Source organism: Enterobacter cloacae complex sp. SHL001 (genome assembly GCF_049236825.1).
In the GTDB taxonomy this organism is placed as follows: domain Bacteria; phylum Pseudomonadota; class Gammaproteobacteria; order Enterobacterales; family Enterobacteriaceae; genus Enterobacter; species Enterobacter hormaechei_C.
On the sequence record NZ_JBMKIP010000004.1, the window covers coordinates 388,836 to 408,917 of the forward strand.

Genomic DNA, 20,082 nt, shown 5'->3' on the forward strand with positions numbered 1-20,082 from the left:
TTATCTGACGGGCCAAATACAGGCAAAACATTCTGTTAACATGCGCTCAAATTGTCGTCAAGCGAATGCGCCGACGGAGATCACAGGTTGTTGAATTTGGGAGGAAAGCCAGCTGCCGGGTGGCGGCTTCGCCTTACCCGACCTACGTTCGGATCGTAGGCCCGGTAAGCGCAGCGCCACCGGGCTTGCCGTTACTGCCATCCATACCGGCGCGCATAGAACCCTTTCACCATCTGCGTCAGCACCATGTAGCCCGCGAGGATCGCCACCAGCCACGGGAAGTAGCTCAGCGGCAGCGCCTGAAGTTGCAGGTAGCTTGCCAGCGGCGAGAACGGCAGCGCGATCCCGAGCGCCATCACAATCCCCGTCATCACAATCAGCGGCCACGCGGCACGGCTCTGGATGAACGGAATACGACGGGTGCGGATCATGTGCACAATCAGCGTCTGAGACAGCAGTCCCACCACGAACCAGCCGGACTGGAACAGCGTCTGGTGTTCTGGCGTATTCGCATGGAACACAAACCACATCAGGCAGAAGGTCAGAATGTCGAAGATAGAGCTGATCGGCCCAAAGAACAGCATAAAGCGCCCCAGATCGGCGGGGTTCCAGCGCTGCGGCTTCTGGATCTGCTCGTCGTCCACGTTATCAAACGGGATCGCCACCTGAGAGACATCGTACATCAGGTTCTGGATCAGCAGGTGCAGCGGCAGCATCGGCAGAAACGGCAGAAACGCGCTCGCCACCAGCACGCTGAAGACGTTGCCGAAGTTGGAGCTGGCGGTCATTTTGATGTATTTGAGCATATTGGCGAAGGTGCGACGCCCTTCGATGACGCCCTCTTCCAGCACCATCAGGCTCTTTTCCAGCAGAATGATATCCGCCGCTTCACGGGCAATATCCACCGCGCCGTCCACGGAGATACCGATATCCGCCGCACGCAGGGCTGGCGCATCATTGATGCCGTCGCCCATAAAGCCCACTACGTGCCCTTCGCGACGCAGCAGAGTGACGATGCGCTCTTTATGCAGCGGCGTCAGGCGGGCAAACAGCGTGGTGCGTTGGGCAAGCTCGGCCAGCTCATCGTCGGACAGGTGCTCAATGTCGCTCCCCACGACGACGTCGCCCGCGTCCAGGCCGACTTCGTGGCACACTTTGGCCGCCACCAGCTCGCTGTCGCCGGTGAGGATTTTGACGGTGATACCGCTCGCTTTCAGCGCTTTTAGCGCCGGCGCGGTGGTCTCTTTCGGCGGATCGAGGAATGCGATGTAACCTTCGAGGATCAAATCGGATTCATCGATACGCTGGTAGTCACCTTCCCGCGCAGGCAGGAACTTGCTGGCTACTGCCACCACGCGCAGCCCCTGACGGTTCAGGTTATCGGTGACGCGTTTGATGCGGCGCAGCATGGTCTCATCCAGCGGCACGATCTCGCCGTTATGGCGCACCTGCGTGGAAACATTCAGGATCTCCTGCAATGCCCCTTTGCAGATCAGCTGATGTACGTCCGCCTGCTCGCTGACCACCACCGACATGCGGCGGCGCTCGAAGTCGAACGGGATTTCATCCACCTTCTGCCAGCGACCGGAGAGCGTGCGGGCAGACTCCTCGTCCACCCCTTCCAGCACCGCCACGTCGAGCAGGTTTTTCAGCCCGGTCTGATAGTGGCTGTTCAGCCAGGCGCTGTGGAGCACGCGCTCGCTGGTTTTTCCGGCGATGTCGGTGTGGTTCTCCAGCACGATTTTGTCCTGCGTCAGGGTGCCGGTTTTATCGGTGCAAAGGATGTCCATCGCGCCAAAGTTCTGGATGGCGTCGAGGTGTTTAACGATCACCTTTTGTTTAGAGAGTTTGACCGCCCCGCGCGCCAGCGTGGACGTGACAATCATCGGCAGCATTTCCGGCGTTAAGCCAACGGCCACGGAGAGCGCGAACAGCGCCGCTTCCCACCAGTCGCCTTTGGTGTAGCCGTTGATCAGCAGGACAATCGGCGTCATGACCATCATAAAGCGGATCAGCAGCATGCTGACGCGGCCAATACCTTTCTGGAACGCATTCGGCTCGCTCTCCTGCTCGCTGACGCGTCCGGCAAGCTGTCCAAACCAGGTATTGCCGCCGGTGGCGGTGACAATCGCCTGCGCGGTGCCGCTGACCACCGTGGTGCCCATAAAGCACAGGGTGTCGCACTCCAGCGGGTTCATCTGCTGCGGATCGCGGGTCCGCGCTACCTTCTCTACGGGCAGGGACTCACCGGTGAGTGACGCCTGCGCGACGAACAGATCCCGCGCCTGGATGACGCGTAAATCCGCCGGGATCATGTCCCCCGCCGCCAGCTTCACCAGATCGCCCGGCACCAGCTGGTCAATGGGAAGCTCAATCCAGGCGTTCTCGCCGAGGTCGTTAATCACGCGCGACACGGTGGCGGTGTTGCTGACCATCGCTTTCAGGGCGTCCGCCGCTTTGGTGGAGCGCGCTTCCTGAATAAAGTTCAGCAGCGTGGAGATCCCCACCATCAGGGCAATCACGCCTGCGGCAAACAGATCTTCAGTGGCGTAAGAGATAATCCCGAGCACCGTCAACAGCAGGTTGAACGGATTGCGGTAGCAGAGCCACAGGTGGACCCACCAGGGAGAGGGTTTCTGCGCCGGGATCTGGTTATCGCCATGTTCCGCGCGGATTTTTGACACTTCTTGCGCGTTCAGCCCTTCCGGGTGGCCGCCAAAGGCGCGCCAGACTTCGTTTTCATCCATCGCCGCCACGTTCAGGCAGCGCTCGGTCAGGGAAGCGGGGATTGCCGCTCCCGCCATGGTGTTGGCATTTGGCAGCGGATCGCGCGCAATCAGGCGATGTGGCAGGTGACGGCTCAGCAGCGCTTGCAGCTGCCGGGTGATATTCTTCAGCATAGTCATTCCCCCGCATCCGCAAAGGCGGACGCAGTTTTCCCGCAGGCGTGGCAAAGCCGTACCTGTCAGGCACTTAATTTATCAAGCAGGAACGTATGAACGTTGCTGCCTCACGCCGGTGAGACAGCAAAAGGCTGGCTTACCGGAAAGAAGGTTTTCTCCTGGTCAGGAGAGGTGTGGGATCGGGATCCATGTGGCCTCCGGTAAGTAAAAAGTTGGGTATCGGCACGCAGTATAGTGATTTATCCATACCGTTTGTGACTAATCGGGCGGTATTATAACGCCCTGCAAATAAACCGAACGTAAACCAGACTTTGCCCATAGCGAATTCGCAGGATAGCATTAGGCTCAATTGATTATTTTATCGTTGTTACAGGGAATACAGCATGCAGAACCGCCTTACGATTAAAGATATCGCGCGTTTAAGCGGCGTGGGGAAATCGACTGTCTCACGCGTGCTGAACAACGAAAGCGGTGTCAGCGAGCGCACACGCGAGCGCGTCGAGGCGGTGATGAATCAGCACGGTTTTTCCCCTTCCCGCTCCGCGCGCGCCATGCGCGGGCAGAGCGATAAAGTGGTCGCCATTATTGTCTCGCGTCTGGATTCCCTCTCCGAAAACCTCGCCGTACAGACGATGCTGCCCGCGTTCTACGAGCAGGGCTACGATCCGATCATGATGGAGAGCAAGTTCTCCGCGCAAATGGTGGAGGAGCATCTCGGCATGCTTCAGCGCCGTAATATTGATGGGGTGGTGCTGTTCGGATTTACCGGCCTAAAAGAGGACGTGCTTAAACCCTGGCAGCCGTCACTGGTGCTGCTGGCGCGCGACGCCAGCGGGTTTGCCTCTGTCTGTTACGATGACGAAGGGGCGATCGTGATCCTGATGCAGCGCCTGTATGAACAGGGCCATCGGCATATCAGCTATCTCGGCGTGCCACATGCTGACATCACCACCGGCAAGCGTCGCCATGAAGCGTACCTGGCGTTTTGTAAAAAACACAATCTTCCCGCCGTGGCCGCGCTGCCCGGTCTGGGTATGAAACAGGGATATGAACAGGTCGCCAGCGTGCTGACGTCACAAACCACCGCCCTGGTATGCGCCACGGATACCCTTGCATTGGGTGCGAGCAAATATTTGCAGGAGCAGCGCATCGGGGAACTGCAATTAGCGAGCGTGGGAAGCACGCCGCTGATGAAGTTCTTACACCCGGAGATTATCAGCGTTGATCCGGGTTACGCCGAGTCTGGCCGGCAGGCTGCCGCGCAGCTGATCGAGCAGATTACCGGGCGAACCGAGCCCCGTCAGATCGTTATTCCAGCCCATCTCTCATAATTCTTTTGAATAGATTATTGTGATCTTCGCCCGATTTCGGGAACGTTCCCATTTTCGCCGTCACGTTGAAGGAGTAGGCTTGCGCGCAGGTCATAACCCCTATCACCATCTGTCATGAGGTTTCATGATGAGTAAAGTCAAACAAACAGATATCGATCAGCTGATCGTCCTGGTCGGCGGACGCGATAACATCGCCACCGTCAGCCATTGCATTACCCGCCTGCGCTTCGTGCTTAACGATCCGGCCAAAGCCAACCCGAAGGCCATTGAAGAGCTTTCTATGGTTAAAGGCTGCTTCACCAACGCCGGGCAGTTTCAGGTGGTGATTGGTACCGAAGTGGGCGATTACTATCAGGCTCTGCTGGCGACTACCGGGCACTCTTCCGCCGATAAAGAGCAGGCGAAGAAGGCCGCGCGCCAGAATATGAAATGGCATGAGCAGCTGATTTCCCATTTTGCGGAGATCTTCTTCCCGCTGCTGCCAGCGCTGATCAGCGGGGGCTTAATTCTGGGCTTCCGTAACGTCATCGGCGATGTGCCAATGAGCGACGGCAAAACCCTGGCGCAGATGTACCCGGCGCTGCAAAGCATCTATGACTTCCTGTGGCTGATTGGCGAAGCGATCTTCTTCTATCTGCCAGTCGGGATCTGCTGGTCCGCGGTGCGCAAGATGGGCGGAACGCCAATTCTCGGTATCGTGCTCGGCGTGACGCTGGTCTCTCCGCAGTTAATGAACGCTTACTTACTTGGTCAGCAAACGCCAGAGGTGTGGAACTTTGGCCTGTTTACCATCGCCAAAGTGGGCTATCAGGCGCAGGTGATCCCGGCATTGCTGGCGGGCCTGGCGCTGGGCTTCATTGAGACGCGTCTGAAGCGCATCGTGCCGGATTACCTCTATCTGGTTGTGGTCCCGGTCTGCTCGCTGATCCTGGCGGTGTTCCTGGCGCACGCCTTTATCGGTCCGTTTGGCCGCATGATTGGCGACGGCGTGGCCTTCGCGGTCCGTCACCTGATGACCGGCAGCTTCGCGCCAATCGGTGCCGCGCTGTTTGGCTTCCTCTACGCTCCGCTGGTGATCACCGGCGTGCACCAGACCACGCTGGCGATTGATATGCAGATGATCCAGAGCCTCGGCGGTACGCCTGTCTGGCCGATCATCGCCCTGTCTAACATTGCGCAGGCCTCGGCGGTAACCGGCATCATCATCGTCAGCCGTAAGCACAACGAGCGAGAGATCTCCGTTCCGGCTGCCATCTCCGCTTACCTCGGCGTCACTGAACCGGCGATGTACGGTATCAACCTGAAATACCGCTTCCCGATGCTCTGCGCGATGATCGGCTCCGGTCTGGCGGGCTTGCTGTGCGGCCTGAACAGCGTGATGGCGAACGGGATTGGCGTCGGCGGCCTGCCGGGTATCCTCTCCATTCAGCCCGCGTTCTGGCAGGTATTTGCGCTGGCGATGGCGGTGGCGATTATCATCCCAATGGCGCTGACTACTGTGGTTTACCAGCGTAAGTTCCGTCAGGGCACGTTGCAGATTGTTTAATTCTCTCTTTCGGGGCGCAGTTGCGCCCCTTCGCATTTGCAGGAACGTACTATGAATACCCTTCCTCACTGGTGGCAGAACGGCGTCATCTATCAGATTTACCCAAAGAGTTTCCAGGACACCACCGGCAGCGGCACGGGCGATCTGCGCGGCGTAACGCAGCGCCTGGACTACCTGAAAACCCTCGGCATTGACGCCATCTGGCTGACGCCGTTTTATATCTCCCCGCAGGTGGATAACGGTTACGACGTGGCGAACTACACTGCCATCGATCCGACCTACGGCACGCTGGACGACTTTGACGAGCTGGTTGCCCGGGCGCATGAACGCGGCATCCGCATCGTGCTGGATATGGTCTTTAACCACACGTCCACGCAGCACGCCTGGTTCCGTGAGTCGCTGGATAAAGCGAGTCCGTACCGCCAGTTCTATATCTGGCGCGACGGTACGCCGGATACGCTTCCCAACAACTGGCGCTCCAAATTTGGCGGCAACGCCTGGCGCTGGCACGCCGAAAGCGAGCAGTATTATCTGCACCTGTTCGCACCGGAGCAGGCGGATCTCAACTGGGAAAACCCGGCGGTGCGCGCCGAGCTGAAAAAAGTGTGCGAGTTCTGGGCCGATCGCGGCGTGGACGGCTTGCGTCTGGACGTGATTAACCTGATTTCAAAAGATCAGGATTTCCCGGACGATACCCTCGGCGACGGTCGCCGCTTCTACACTGACGGGCCGCGCATCCACGAATATCTCCAGGAGATGAGCCGCGACGTCTTTACGCCGCGTAATCTGATGACGGTGGGCGAGATGTCCTCCACCTCGCTGGAGAACTGCCAACAGTACGCGTCTCTTGACGGCCGCGAGCTGTCGATGACCTTTAACTTCCACCACCTCAAAGTAGACTACCCCGGCGGCGAAAAATGGACGAAGGCGAAGCCGGACTTCGTGGCGCTAAAAACCCTTTTCCGCCACTGGCAGCAGGGGATGCACAACAAAGCCTGGAACGCGCTGTTCTGGTGTAACCATGACCAGCCGCGCATCGTGTCGCGCTTTGGTGACGAAGGGGAACACCGCGTGGCGGCGGCGAAAATGCTCGGCATGGTGCTGCACGGGATGCAGGGCACGCCGTATATCTACCAGGGTGAAGAGCTGGGTATGACCAACCCGCATTTCAGCCGTATCACCGACTACCGCGACGTGGAAAGCCTGAACATGTTCGCCGAACAGCGGGCTAACGGTCGCGATACGGATGAACTACTGGCGATTCTGGCGAGTAAGTCACGCGATAATGGCCGCACGCCGATGCAGTGGGACGCCTCGCATAATGCGGGCTTTACCGAGGCCGAGCCGTGGATTGGCGTCTGCGACAACTACGAAACCGTGAACGCCCGCGCGGCGCTGGACGACCCCGATTCGGTGTTTTACACCTATCAGTCGCTGATTCGCCTGCGCAAAACCCTGTCGGTACTGACGTGGGGAGACTATGAAGATTTGCTTCCGGATCACCCTTCCCTGTGGTGCTACCGCCGCCAGTGGCAGGGACAAACGCTGATGGTGGTGGCGAACCTGAGCCACGCGCGCCAGCAGTGGCAGCCCGCCCCCGTAGAGGGAGCATGGCGGGTGGCACTCAGCAACTATGACGAGGTTCCCTTCCGACCCGATACGTTGCTATTGCGCCCGTTTGAAGCTATCTGGTGGGTGCAGGAATAAACCTCAGGAGATACAGCATGCTGTATCTCTTTTTTTATGTTTAGCGATACGCTAAATGTACGACGATAACTTTTACAATATGGCGCACTCAAAATAAAAATAGCCTGCCAATTAAATAACCTCGGCAGGATATTATGAAAAAGATAATTATTAAAGCAACGTGTATTAGCGCATTATTATTGAGCACACAGGGATGGTGCGGGAATACGTCCGTCGACCTTCGCTTTGGTCATAATACGCGCTCAGACGTAAATGATTCACGCATTAAGGTCATGCATCAGGCGAATAACGGTTTTTACTTCTCCGTTGAAGCCGCACAAAACCATAATGATACGTTTTTTGGTGATACCGACAGATATAATCCCGACGACAAGGGGTTAACGGAAGCGGCACAGGAAATCGAAACGCGCTGGCGTTTTGATCTGGGAAATGGTTTCGCCGTTGCGCCTGGCATGGTGACGGTTTTCACCGCCAGCAATACGCATTACCGCCCCTTCATTCAGGGCTGGAAAGCCTTCGATAACGGTCTGAATCTCTCCGCCCGTTACCGCTATAACACCGTCAATGACGCGCACAGCGATAAAGAACTCGACGGCAGCGGTTATACTCGCCGCCAGTCACACCAGTTCGACATTTGGTTCGCGTATAACATCGGCAAATTCGGTATGTCCTATAACCCGCGCTTCCGCTGGCAGGATAACGTCGATCAGGGAACCGGGGATGACACCTACTGGGAGCATACCGTCGCGTTCAACTACAAGCTCGACGATGGCTGGACGCCATACGTCGAACTGGTTTCACTGGATAAAACGTACATCAATAATGACGGCAACCATGAAAATGATTATGCCGTACGTCTGGGAATAGTGAAGCAGCTCTGACGGCCTGACTACACCGTATCGTGCTGTAGCAGCCTACAGCCGATACGGTCCACGGCGCTTAACAGTTCAAGCTGCCCTTCCCGCTGATACAGCGAAACCGCGTTAATGTCGATTGGTAACGGCCAGCATAGCGTTGAGATCGACGCCAGTGTCGACCCCTGACGGGTAATCGCAATAATCTTCAACCCTTTGCGCAGCGCGTTACGCGCCATTTCAATCAGCGACTGCGTCTCCCCGGATTTACTGATCAACACCAGCGTCCCCTTCGATACGCGTGTCAACTGGTGCATGTCATTCAAAATAAGGTGCGGCAGGCTCGCCAGCGACAAAAAGCGCGACAGGTAGTTGAGGCTGGTGAGCGAGGCTCCCCGTGCGTAAAGATAGATATGGCTGGAATGCGTAAGCAACCTGGACACGTCTGTCACAATATCATCCGGCTGCGGCCCCACGTCGGGTGTAGCAGGTGCAGGTGTAAAATGGTCGCGTAAAAAACGGTACCGAAGCTCGGTATAGCTTTTATAGCCCATTTTTTTACATACACGATTAACGGATGTTGTCGTGGTAAAGGTATCACGGGCAATCTCTTTTGCCGATATATTAGAAATATTACACGCATGATGCTGAATGTATTCAAATATCAAACGTTCACTTCCCTGGAATGAATTCATCTATTACGCCCCGTTTAATCCCGAGATGATATTAACACAACAGAGAAATAGTCTCTGGAAGGCGCTTCACACATTGCATTTACGCGTATCACGATACGAAATTAGTATTAGCAAACATTAAAAACTGTTTTAGGTTCTCTTTATACTTCCCCTGTTTTCACATCCAGGGAATTATGACAATGACGAAACAAAAAGTTGTCGCGGTAACGGCCTGCCCGACAGGTATCGCACACACCTTTATGGCGGCGAATAAAATTATTGCATGGGCTAACGAGCACAATATCGAGGTAAAGGTCGAAACGCAGGGCAGCGACGGCGTTAAAAACCGCTTAACAAAACAGGATATCGCCTCCGCCACGGCCATTATTCTGGCAACCGACGTTCCCATTCAGGATGCCGAGCGTTTTGAAAACATTCCTCACCTTCAAACCCGCACACAAGAGCTGATCAAACATACCGATCGCTATCTGCGTCAGGCGCTGGCAAAGGAAAAAAACGTCACCACTGTCGCACAAGGAGACGATCTTCAGCGTTCGGCTTACCAGATTTTTATTGGCCATATTATGGCGGCCATCAGCTATATGCTGCCGGTGGTGGTGATGGGCGGGCTGATGATGGCGACGGCCAAAATAACCGGGCAGTTTATTAACATCGAACATTCGCCGTTCAGCGTGCTGGATAAAGTGGGCTTTATGACCATTAAGTTCATGTATCCCGTTTTTGCGATGTATCTGGCGTTTTCCATTGCCGGTAAACCGGCACTCATCCCCGGTCTTATTGGCGGCATCATGTCAGACGAAGTCTATAAGCGCTTCTTTGATATCGAAGGCTTTATGCCATCCGGCTTTTTCGGCGCCATTGGTATCGGCTTTTTTGTGGGCTATCTGGTACGCTGGCTCAATGATTCGATTCACGTCCGCCAGCAGCTCACCACCATTAAAACCATGCTGCTCGTCCCGCTGATCACCGGCATTACGCTGGTGATGGTCATGGAATATTTGATTAATCCGATTTTTGGCTCGCTTAACCAGCTGATGGTGGTCTTTTTTACCTCGGCAGGTGACACCGGGCGCGGGTTCTATTCCGCGATGATTGCCGCGGGCACCGCGTTCGACCTGGGCGGTCCGGTCAACAAGGCGGCAGGCTCGGTCGCGCTCGGCCTGAATGGCATGAGCGAGACGTTTGATTTAACCGCCCGCGAACTCTCCATCGTGATCCCCTCCATTGGCGTCGGCTTTGCTGCGTTCCTCAACGGCCGCTTTGGATTACCGGATGTCTTTAGCCAGGAAGAGAAAACCGTCGGTAGCACCTCGTTGTTGCTGGGCGTGATTGGGATCTCCGAAGGCGCGATCCCGTTCATCCTGAAAAACCCACGTCTGATCCCGGTGTTCATGACCGGTGCCGTCGCCGGCGCGCTGGTCGCCATTACCCTTGGCGTGAAGCAGACGCTGCCTCTGCCAGCCGTCTGGGGCTGGCCGCTGGCAACCAACGTGGCGGGCTACCTGGCGAGCGTCTTTATTGGCGCACTGATTTGCGCCCTGGGCGTGCTCTATGTCAGCCCAAAGAACGCCAGATAAGGGGAACGTCATGAATCAGATCCACGTCATTGCCCATACGCACTGGGATCAGGAGTGGTATTTCACCCGTCAGGACAGCATGGTGCTGGCGTCATATAATTTTGCGGACGTCATCAACACGCTGGAGCAGGACTCCGCTTACACCTGCTATCACCTTGACGGACAGATGGCGGTAGTGGAGGACTTTCTCGCCATCAATCCTGATTATCGCGCCAGGCTGGAAAAGCTGGTCAGAGAAAAAAGGATCTTCGTAGGGCCATGGTATACCCAGACGGACACCTACAACGTGCATGGCGAATCGATTATCCGCAACCTGAAGTACGGCATTTTTTCTGCCCGGACGCTGGGGCATGCGATGCAGGTTGGGTATCTTCCGGATACCTTTGGCCACAATGCGCAAATGCCCACGATCTTGCAGGGCTGCAATATCGACAATATCGTCTTCTGGCGCGGTATCGATCACGACAGGCACGCCAAAAGCAGCCAGTTCCTCTGGCGCGCACCGTCAGGTGCGACCGTCATCGCCTGTGCGATGGCGCTCGGTTATGGCGCGGCTAAAAACATGCGTTCGGAAGCCTCCCATCTCCGGGGAAAAATCTACCCGATGACCACACTTTTGCGTTCACGGGCCGGTCTAAACGACCTGCTCCTGCCCTGCGGCGGCGATCAGGTCAGCATCGACCCGGCGCTACCGAAAATCCTGGAGGTCGCCAGCGCACAGTCCCCGGATCAGGACCGTTACTTCATCAGCTCTCTGGAGCGTTATGTAGAAACCCTTCGCGCGCAGCGTGAACAGTTTGAGCTCCTGGAAGGGGAGCTGAAATCGCCGCGCTACACCCGCATCCATAAAACGATCGGCTCCGTGCGCTACGACATCAAAAAGAAAAACGATGAGGTTGAACAGTTCATCCTGCGACAGCTGGAGCCGACAATCGCAATGGCGCGTCACCAGGGGATTCCGGTCAACCTCGCGGTAGTCGACACCCTCTGGAAAAAGCTGTTGCGAAACCATGCCCACGATTCCATTGGCGGCTGTAATAGCGATGCCACCAACCGCGACATTCTGCATCGACTGGAACAAACCGAACAGCTGTGCCATAGCCTGTGGAATCTGGTGGTGAAAACCCTGGCGGCCGCCTGCGTTCAGGATGGCGACCTGCTGATCTTTAACCCGCTAGCTACCCCAACGCAGCGCGTGGTGATAACCACCCTGTATAGCCGGGCGGATAATATCGCCCTGACGCATCAGGGGCAGCCCATCCCTTTCGACGTCCTGGAAAGAGACATTCTGCCCGGCGGAACGGCGATCTCCCTTACCGCCGAGGGCGAGTGCGAGACGCCCCTTCTCCCTTATTACCGCTGGCACGTTGCGGTAAAGACACCGGTTCTGCCGCCGATCGGCTATCTCACCGTTAACGTTGAAGAAGACCCTGCGCCTTTCCTGGCGTCTGAAAAGATAAAGGGCAGCGAGATTGAGAATGCGCATTATCGACTGTCGCTGGATGCCGGAACGCTTACCCTGCATGACAAACGCAGCGGCAGACGTATCCCCTCTTTCTTTACCTTTGAAGACTGCGTGGACGCGGGCGACAGCTACGATTTTTCGCCGCTTGCGGGCGACGCGCCGACGCGCTGTTCGCATTTTACGCTCGTCGACGGCGTAAAAACGCCGCTTGTCGAAAAGCTGACCGTCAAGGCCACAATGCGTCTTCCGCAGGATCTCGCCAGCCGTCAGGATACGGCCCGAACGCCGTTATCCATTCGTCTGGTCTGCGAATTACGCCACGACGATCCGAATCTGTATGTCGAGGCTTCGCTGGAAAACAGCCACTGCGATCACCGGCTACGTTTACTGATCGGCAGCGATGTTCACACCCGTCACGCTATCGCCTCACAGCCCTTCGCAATCATCCAGCGCGAAACGGGATATGACGGTGAACGCTGGCAAGAACGCTATCGCGAGAAGCCCGTGGATATCGAAACCAGCGAGGGCATTATCGCTGTCACGGAACCGGGTAAAGCGCTGGTTGTGACTAGCCGTGGCATGAAAGAATTTCAGATTATCGGCAGCGAACCCGCTGCTATTGCCCTGACGATGTTTAAATCGACGGGCGTGCTCGGACGCAGCGATCTCGAATGGCGACCGGGTCGGGCCTCCGGCATCAATAATACGGTGGTTGAGACTCCTGATGCCCAGTTGCTGAAACCGTTGCGCTTTTCATTCACCGTCGCACTGGCCGACAACGCCGACCACCTCACGCTGCGCCAGCTGGAAAATCAGGCGGTTGGACAGCCCTTCACCTACCAACGGCAAACGCTACACACGCTCGATCACCGTCTTGAGCGCTTTTCGTTGCGTCTGCCCGAGCGCAGGCTTCCGGCAGAGTTCTCGCTACTGACCGTGCCGGAGCCGCTCATCCTTTCCGCTCTGCCCCATGCGCAGCTGCTGCATGGCACCGTCTTACGCGTATTTAACGCCGGGACACAACCGGCTCCCGTCCCGGAAAGTCTGGCAGTGTTACGGCAGATCAACTATCTGGAAGAGCCGATGCAACCGGTAACGGCGATCCTCCCCTCCGCAACCTGCGATTTTTTGATTGAGGCTTAATATGAACTTGCTGGCATTGACGCATCCCGATCTGGTGTTTATCAACCCGCCCCAACGCACGCCGGAAGCAGTGATCCGCTTGCTCACCGAGCCGCTCGCCAGGCGGAATGTCATCAACGATCGAGAGGCATTTATCGAAAGCGTTTTACAACGTGAAAGTGAAGGCCCTACCGCGCTGGGTGAAGCGCTCGCTGTCCCGCACGGTAAAACCGAGGCGGTGCAACAGGCGGCATTTTGTCTGGCGCTCTTTGACGATCCGATATGCTGGCCGGGGCTGGAGGGTGATGAAGAGGTGAGGATGGTTTTCCTGCTCGCCATTCCGCCAGCGGAAGCAGGCAGTACGCATATGCACCTGCTGACGACGCTGACCAGCAGACTCACGGATGAGCGGGTGCGTGAGCAATTGCTGGCGGCGCGTACGCGGGAAGAGGCGATGTCTGCGCTGAGTAATGAAGGTTCTCAAAAACAGGACGATGCCCCCGAAAGCTCTCTTCTCATCCCGTTGGTACTGGGCTGCATCGTTACCGTAGCCTTTTTGCAGGCAGGGTTGAGCTGGGCCTGCGGGGTGAGTTAATCGAGCAGCGCTCAGCACAGGCTCTGCTGAGCGCTTGTTTTTGTTGAATAATTAATCAGATTTTTCCTTCGAGTCTTTACAATTGCCCCAGCGCCCGCCGTTTGTACTCTCGTCTTTTTACTTTGTTCTGCATCAAAAAAATCGCAAACTTGTTTGATGCAAATCACTATATGTAGCACTTAAAATGCACGCCGACCCAACATCTTGTATTTATCGTCTACTATTCCAACAACAAGACGGCGCAAACGCTGGCCGGAATTGTGGATAACACGAGCTGGGCACGCGGGAAGTCTTTGCCGCGGCGAGGAATACGTCCGGTGAATACTTCTCCACCTTTGTGGATAACCTGTTTTTAAAATGGAGTGATCATGACACCGCATGTGATGAAACGTGATGGCTGTAAAGTGCCGTTTAAATCAGAGCGCATCAAAGAAGCCATTCTGCGTGCAGCTAAAGCAGCGGGAGTCGATGACGCAGATTACTGCGCCACCGTCGCAGAAGTCGTTAGCAGCCAGATGCATGAACGCAGCCAGGTGGATATCAACGAGATCCAGACCGCGGTTGAAAACCAGCTGATGTCTGGTCCGTACAAGCAGCTGGCGCGCGCCTACATTGAGTATCGTCACGACCGTGACGTCCAGCGTGAGAAACGCGGTCGCCTGAACCAGGAGATCCGCGGCCTGGTAGAGCAAACCAACTCGTCGCTGCTCAATGAAAATGCCAACAAAGACAGCAAAGTGATCCCAACCCAGCGCGACCTGCTGGCCGGTATCGTCGCCAAGCACTATGCCCGCCAGCACCTGCTGCCGCGCGACGTGGTGTCTGCGCACGAGCGCGGTGAGATCCACTATCACGATCTCGACTACTCGCCGTTCTTCCCGATGTTTAACTGCATGCTGATCGACCTGAAAGGCATGCTGACCCACGGTTTTAAAATGGGTAACGCCGAGATTGAGCCGCCGAAATCCATCTCCACCGCGACGGCGGTCACGGCGCAGATCATCGCCCAGGTGGCGAGCCACATCTATGGCGGCACCACCATTAACCGCATCGATGAAGTACTGGCCCCGTTCGTGGCCGAGAGCTTCAACAAACACCGTAAAACGGCGGAAGAGTGGCAGATCCCGGATGCCGACGGTTACGCCCGTTCCCGCACCGAGAAAGAGTGCTACGACGCGTTCCAGTCGCTGGAATATGAGGTAAACACGCTGCACACCGCCAACGGCCAGACGCCGTTTGTGACCTTCGGGTTTGGCCTCGGCACCAGCTGGGAATCACGCCTGATCCAGCAGTCTATTCTGCGCAACCGCATCTCCGGCCTCGGTAAAAACCGTAAAACGGCGGTGTTCCCGAAACTGGTGTTCGCCATTCGTGACGGCCTGAACCACAAGTTTGGCGATCCGAACTATGACATCAAGCAGCTGGCGCTGGAGTGCGCGAGCAAGCGTATGTACCCGGACATCCTCAACTACGACCAGGTGGTGAAAGTCACCGGTTCGTTTAAAACGCCAATGGGCTGCCGCAGCTTCCTCGGCGTGTACGAAGATGAGAACGGCGAGCAGATCCACGACGGGCGCAACAACCTGGGCGTCATCAGCCTGAACCTGCCGCGCATCGCGCTGGAAGCTAAAGGGAATGAAGCGGCCTTCTGGACGCTGCTGGATGAACGTTTACAGCTGGCACGTAAGGCGCTGATGACCCGCATCGCCCGTCTTGAAGGGGTGAAAGCCCGCGTCGCGCCAATTCTCTATATGGAAGGAGCCTGCGGCGTGCGCCTGAAGGCGGACGATGATGTGTCGAAGATCTTCAAAAACGGTCGCGCATCGATCTCTCTTGGCTATATCGGCATTCACGAAACGATTAACGCGCTGTTTGGCGACAAGCACATCTATGACAACGACGCCCTGCGTGAGAAAGGTATCGCGATTGTGCAGCGCCTGCGCGATGCGGTAGACCAGTGGAAAGAGGAAACTGGCTACGGTTTCAGCCTGTACAGCACGCCGAGCGAAAACCTCTGCGATCGCTTCTGCCGTCTGGACACCGCTGAGTTCGGCATCGTGGAAGGCGTGACCGACAAAGGTTACTACACCAACAGCTTCCACCTCGATGTGGAGAAGAAGGTGAACCCGTACGACAAGATCGACTTTGAAGCGGCCTATCCGCCCATCGCGAACGGCGGTTTTATCTGCTACGGCGAGTACCCGAACATTCAGCACAACCTGAAGGCGCTGGAAGACGTGTGGGATTACAGCTATCAGCACGTGCCGTACTACGGAACCAACACGCCAATTGATGAGTGCTACGAGTGCGGCTTTACCGGTGAGTTCGAATGCACCAGCAAAGGCTTCACCTGCCCGAAATGCGGTAACCACGACGCAGCCCGCGTCTCCGTGACCCGCCGCGTGTGCGGCTACCTCGGCAGCCCGGATGCCCGTCCGTTTAACGCCGGGAAGCAGGAAGAGGTGAAGCGCAGGGTGAAACATCTGGGGAATGGGCAGATCGGGTAAGTTCTGCGCAGGGTTTCCCCCTCACCCTACCCCTCTCCCTCAAGGGAGAGGGAACCGATCGAGCACATTGTTATTCCGGCCACCGGTTTTCTCCCTCTCCCTGTGGGAGAGGGCCGGGGTGAGGGCATCAGGTTAACGCTATGAATTATCACCAGTACTACCCCGTCGACATCGTCAACGGCCCCGGCACCCGCTGTACCCTGTTTGTATCAGGCTGCGTTCACGAGTGCCCCGGCTGCTACAACAAAAGCACCTGGCGCCTGAACTCGGGTATGCCGTTTACCGCTGAGATGGAAGACCGCATCATCAACGACCTGAACGACACGCGCATCAAACGCCAGGGGATCTCGCTCTCCGGCGGCGACCCGCTCCATCCGCAAAACGTGCCGGCGATCCTGAAGCTGGTAAAACGCATCCGCCGCGAGTGCGCGGGAAAAGACATCTGGGTCTGGACGGGCTATAAGCTGGATGAACTGAATGCGCAGCAGATGGAAGTGGTGGATCTGATTAACGTCCTGGTCGACGGCAAGTTCGTGCAGGATCTAAAAGATCCTATGCTTATCTGGCGCGGCAGCAGCAACCAGGTTGTGCATCATCTGCGTTGAATGAAGGCGGATATCCTCTGTCCGCCTGAACGTCAAAACCGACTCAAACTCTCCATCGCCTCAGCCTTAAACGCCGCAAAATTCTCGCACTGGCACAGGCGCGCCATCGCGCGTTCACGCAGGAAGGTGACAAAGATGTCGTAAATCGCCATTGCCTCTTCGTACTCGCTTTTGCTGATGGCGAGCAGGAAGATGACATGGGCGGTTTCATCTCCCCACTGAATGCCCTGCGGCGCCAGCACGGTGTAGACCACCGTTTTTTGCGCCAGCAGCCCGAGGGAGTGCGGCAGCGCGATGCCGTCGCCGAGCATGGTGCTGACAATGGCTTCACGCTCGATAACCGATTCCAGAAACTCCGCGCCGACAAAACCTTCCCCTTCAAGCTGCCCGCACAGTTCGCGGAACAGCGTTTGCTGGTCGACAGGCTTGTCGAGAATGCGGAAATGGGCCGCGTCGAAGTATTTTTCCAGCATCCACGGGCGGGTGCGATCCACCAGCACCAGCTTGCCGATCTGCTCTAACTGATAGTCGGTCGGGAACGGGGCGATCGTCACCACCGGTTTGGATTTTTCGCTGACGCGGGCGGTGGCGATCACAAAATCTTCGCTAATCATTTCTGCCAGCTCGTACTCGCGCAGGGTGAGCGTGCGCGTCACCTCAATCTGCGGATATTTACGCTGAAGTACCGCCTCGATCATGCGCACCATCGCGTTACCGGCGTCGCACACCAGCAGCACCCGCGGCTGGCGCTGGTAGCCGATATTGTAATGGCGCTCCAGCCCGACGCCGATATGCAGCACCAGAAAACCAATTTCGTTTTCGCTGATCACATACGGGGTGTATTTGCCCCAGCTCGACACCGCCGCGAGGGTCATATCCCACGCCATCGGGTAGTGCTGCTTGATGTTATCCAGCAGCGGATTGGGGATCATGATTTGATACCGCACGCGGGTAATCATGGTTTTGATGTGCGTGAGCAGATCTGCATGCAGTTGCTCATCGCTCAGCAGGTTGTAGTTATAGTGGGTGTTGATGTAGCGCAGAATGTAGTTAACCAGCGCTTCGTCGTCGTCGGCGTTAATGGCACTGGGGGCGATCTCCTGGATCTGCCGCGCCGCAATGTGCACGCACAGCCAGCTCTCTTCTGACGGCGACAGCGCTTTGCCCGCCAGTTGCTGAATGGTGACGGCGATATCTTTCGCCGCCTCACGCACGTTCTCTTCCACGTCTTCCGCGTGGAATTCCGGCAGCGGATACCCCTCGCTGATGCGCCGCACCGACACCGCGCAGTACAGGCGCAGGAACAGCTCGCCTTCATCGGTCAGGCGAATGTGATGGCGCGTCAGCGCATCGTGCAGCACCGGCACCATCTTTTCCGCCACCCCCGCGTTCAACGCCACGTCGGTCACCAGCGGGTTCAGGCTGTCCTGCTGCGCCAGCTCCCACAGAAGGTCGGTCAGGCAGGCGCGGATCGCCATCTCGCTGCCAAACAGCTTCATCCCGTGGCGCGGGCGGGTTTCCAGCGTCAGGTTGTAACGGTGAAACCACTCACGCACTTCCACCATGTCGCTCTGCAACGTGGCCCGGCTGACGAACCACTCATCGGCCAGATCCTCCAGCTTGAGGGAAAAGGCTGACGTCAGAAAACGCACCACCAGATAGTGCACGCGCTCCGGTCCGGTTCGCGGAATACGCAGCGCGCGCGGGTGGGACGCCTGCAATTGTTGATAGCGCACCACATCATTAATTTTGAGCTGATAGCCGTTGCCCCGGCTCAAAATGAACTGCGCGCCGTGGCTGGCCAGCAGCGCGTTCAGGGCGGTGATATCCGCCCGGACGGTTCGCGTGGAGACCGACAGCCGCTGCGCCAGCTCGTCCTGTGGCAGCGTCTCGTTTTGCAACAGATCGAAAAGTTGCGCTAAACGTTGGTTCGGAAATCGCACGTCGTTGTCCTCTTACTGCTCAGGGTGAAATGACCATCTGGGATGGGCTGCCGACCGGGGTATAGTCTGGCTCGGCGCTCAGCTTGCCGTCCGGCGCCACGCGGAAACGGGTAATGTTGTCGCTGCGCTGGTTCATGACGTACAGCCAGCGACCCTGCTTATCGAGCGTCAGGGTGCGCGGATAGTCGCCGCGCGTCCAGACATCATCCTGATGCGTCAGCGTACCCTCTGCCGTTACGGTAAAGTGCCCGATGCTGTTATGCAAACGGTTAGCGACATACAGCTGTTTCCCGTCGGCGCTTAGCGCCAGCCCGGCAGCAAAACTGGTGCCTTTATAACCGTCCGGCAAGGCTGAAACCGTTTTACCCTCTTTCAGCCTGCCATTACTGTCCAGCGCATAATGGGTGAGCGTAGACGCCTCTTCGTTAATCAGCCACAGGGCATCGCCTTTCGGCGTAAAGACGAAGTGGCGCGGCCCGGCCCCTTTTGAGGAGGCGCTGATAAATGGCGGATCGTTCGGAGTCAGCTTCCCGGTTTGATCGTCAAAACGGTACTGATAGATGCGATCCAGCCCCAGATCGGTGGAAAAAACGTATTTCCCGCCCGGATCGGCGGCGATCATGTGCGCATGTGGGCCGTTATGATCGCTGATGGCGAAACTGCCTTCGACGGCAGCTTCCGGCTTCGCCGCGCCCGGTTCGCCTTTGTCCTGATGGGTGTCCGTAGCATCGCCCAGGCTGCCGTCTGCGTTAACGGGTAGCACCGCGACAGTTCCGCTGATGTAGTTTGCCACCAGCAGATGTTTGCCGTTCGGCGTCAGGGAAAGATACACCGGCCCCGCGCCGCCGGAGGACACCTGATTCAGCTCGTTCAGCGCGCCGTTATCACCGATGCGCAGCGCCTGCACCACGCCCTGCTCCACTTCGCTTGCCAGATACAGCGTTTTGCCGTCGTGTGAGACGGTTAACTGCGCGGCGTTCGGCAGTTTGCTCACCAGTGTTTTATCGTTCAGCGCACCGGTTTGCGGATCGACGGTAAAGCGGTACAGCCCTTCACCGTTCGGATTATAGGTACCCACCCAGGCGTACTGGGTTTGAGCGATTGCAGAGGTAGCAAGTAAAGAGAGTGAAGCGACAAGCAGGGTACGGGTGTGCATGGTGGCTCCTTCGGGTGTGTGCGGTTTGTTTCCCCTCACCCCAGCCCTCTCCCAAAGGGAGAGGGGGTAAAGGTTC

At 57.0% G+C, this 20,082-nt stretch carries 13 protein-coding genes; 9 read left to right on the forward strand and 4 right to left on the reverse strand.

From position 1 onward, the window contains the following. Positions 1 to 191: 191 nt before the first annotated feature. Positions 192 to 2,900, reverse strand: coding sequence for a magnesium-translocating P-type ATPase (gene mgtA / locus ACOTYH_RS13965; protein ID WP_086626230.1), 2,709 nt, complete (start codon positions 2,898 to 2,900; stop codon positions 192 to 194). Between the two features lie 386 nt (positions 2,901 to 3,286). Between mgtA and treR the strand changes: the two genes are divergently transcribed. The 4 genes from treR to ACOTYH_RS13985 all read left to right on the forward strand — a co-directional run bounded on the left by treR (position 3,287) and on the right by ACOTYH_RS13985 (position 8,368). Then, positions 3,287 to 4,234, forward strand: coding sequence for a trehalose operon repressor TreR (treR, locus tag ACOTYH_RS13970; RefSeq protein ID WP_017383908.1), 948 nt, complete (start codon positions 3,287 to 3,289; stop codon positions 4,232 to 4,234). Between the two features lie 127 nt (positions 4,235 to 4,361). After that, on the forward strand, positions 4,362 to 5,780 hold the full coding sequence (treB, locus tag ACOTYH_RS13975; protein ID WP_020480548.1) for a PTS trehalose transporter subunit IIBC: 1,419 nt from the start codon (positions 4,362 to 4,364) through the stop codon (positions 5,778 to 5,780). A 51-nt stretch (positions 5,781 to 5,831) separates the two neighbouring features. Beyond that, a complete protein-coding gene (gene treC, locus ACOTYH_RS13980) occupies positions 5,832 to 7,487 on the forward strand; it encodes an alpha,alpha-phosphotrehalase (protein WP_063659300.1) in 1,656 nt (551 codons plus the stop codon). A gap of 134 nt (positions 7,488 to 7,621) precedes the next feature. Continuing rightward, positions 7,622 to 8,368 (forward strand): oligogalacturonate-specific porin KdgM family protein, encoded by a 747-nt coding sequence (locus ACOTYH_RS13985; RefSeq protein ID WP_017694639.1) that lies wholly within the window; start codon positions 7,622 to 7,624, stop codon positions 8,366 to 8,368. Positions 8,369 to 8,376: 8 nt separating this feature from the next. On the opposite strand, the gene ACOTYH_RS13990 is transcribed toward ACOTYH_RS13985, so the two are convergent. Beyond that, positions 8,377 to 9,036, reverse strand: a complete 660-nt coding sequence (locus ACOTYH_RS13990; RefSeq protein WP_015572516.1) for a MurR/RpiR family transcriptional regulator — start codon at positions 9,034 to 9,036, stop codon at positions 8,377 to 8,379. 179 nt (positions 9,037 to 9,215) lie between these two features. Here ACOTYH_RS13990 and ACOTYH_RS13995 point away from each other — a divergent pair, with 179 nt between their 5' ends. The 5 genes from ACOTYH_RS13995 (at position 9,216) to nrdG (ending at position 16,907) form a co-directional block, all read left to right on the forward strand. After that, the gene (locus tag ACOTYH_RS13995; protein ID WP_071788669.1) at positions 9,216 to 10,613 is read left to right on the forward strand and encodes a PTS fructose transporter subunit IIC; all 1,398 of its coding nucleotides are present in this window, start codon (positions 9,216 to 9,218) and stop codon (positions 10,611 to 10,613) included. A 10-nt stretch (positions 10,614 to 10,623) separates the two neighbouring features. Beyond that, positions 10,624 to 13,221, forward strand: coding sequence for a glycoside hydrolase family 38 C-terminal domain-containing protein (locus tag ACOTYH_RS14000; protein WP_421637788.1), 2,598 nt, complete (start codon positions 10,624 to 10,626; stop codon positions 13,219 to 13,221). 1 nt (position 13,222) lies between these two features. Next, complete coding sequence (locus ACOTYH_RS14005) at positions 13,223 to 13,795, forward strand: PTS sugar transporter subunit IIA (RefSeq protein ID WP_063405024.1); 573 nt, start codon at positions 13,223 to 13,225, stop codon at positions 13,793 to 13,795. A gap of 368 nt (positions 13,796 to 14,163) precedes the next feature. Continuing rightward, positions 14,164 to 16,302: an anaerobic ribonucleoside-triphosphate reductase gene (nrdD, locus tag ACOTYH_RS14010; protein WP_086626221.1), complete on the forward strand. Its 2,139-nt coding sequence runs from the start codon at positions 14,164 to 14,166 to the stop codon at positions 16,300 to 16,302. A gap of 140 nt (positions 16,303 to 16,442) precedes the next feature. Continuing rightward, a complete protein-coding gene (nrdG, locus tag ACOTYH_RS14015) occupies positions 16,443 to 16,907 on the forward strand; it encodes an anaerobic ribonucleoside-triphosphate reductase-activating protein (protein ID WP_023302982.1) in 465 nt (154 codons plus the stop codon). Positions 16,908 to 16,939: 32 nt separating this feature from the next. On the opposite strand, the gene ACOTYH_RS14020 is transcribed toward nrdG, so the two are convergent. Beyond that, a complete protein-coding gene (locus ACOTYH_RS14020) occupies positions 16,940 to 18,850 on the reverse strand; it encodes a BglG family transcription antiterminator (RefSeq protein ID WP_421637789.1) in 1,911 nt (636 codons plus the stop codon). A 19-nt stretch (positions 18,851 to 18,869) separates the two neighbouring features. Beyond that, the gene (locus tag ACOTYH_RS14025) at positions 18,870 to 20,006 is read right to left on the reverse strand and encodes a lactonase family protein (RefSeq protein ID WP_045911372.1); all 1,137 of its coding nucleotides are present in this window, start codon (positions 20,004 to 20,006) and stop codon (positions 18,870 to 18,872) included. Positions 20,007 to 20,082: the final 76 nt, after the last annotated feature.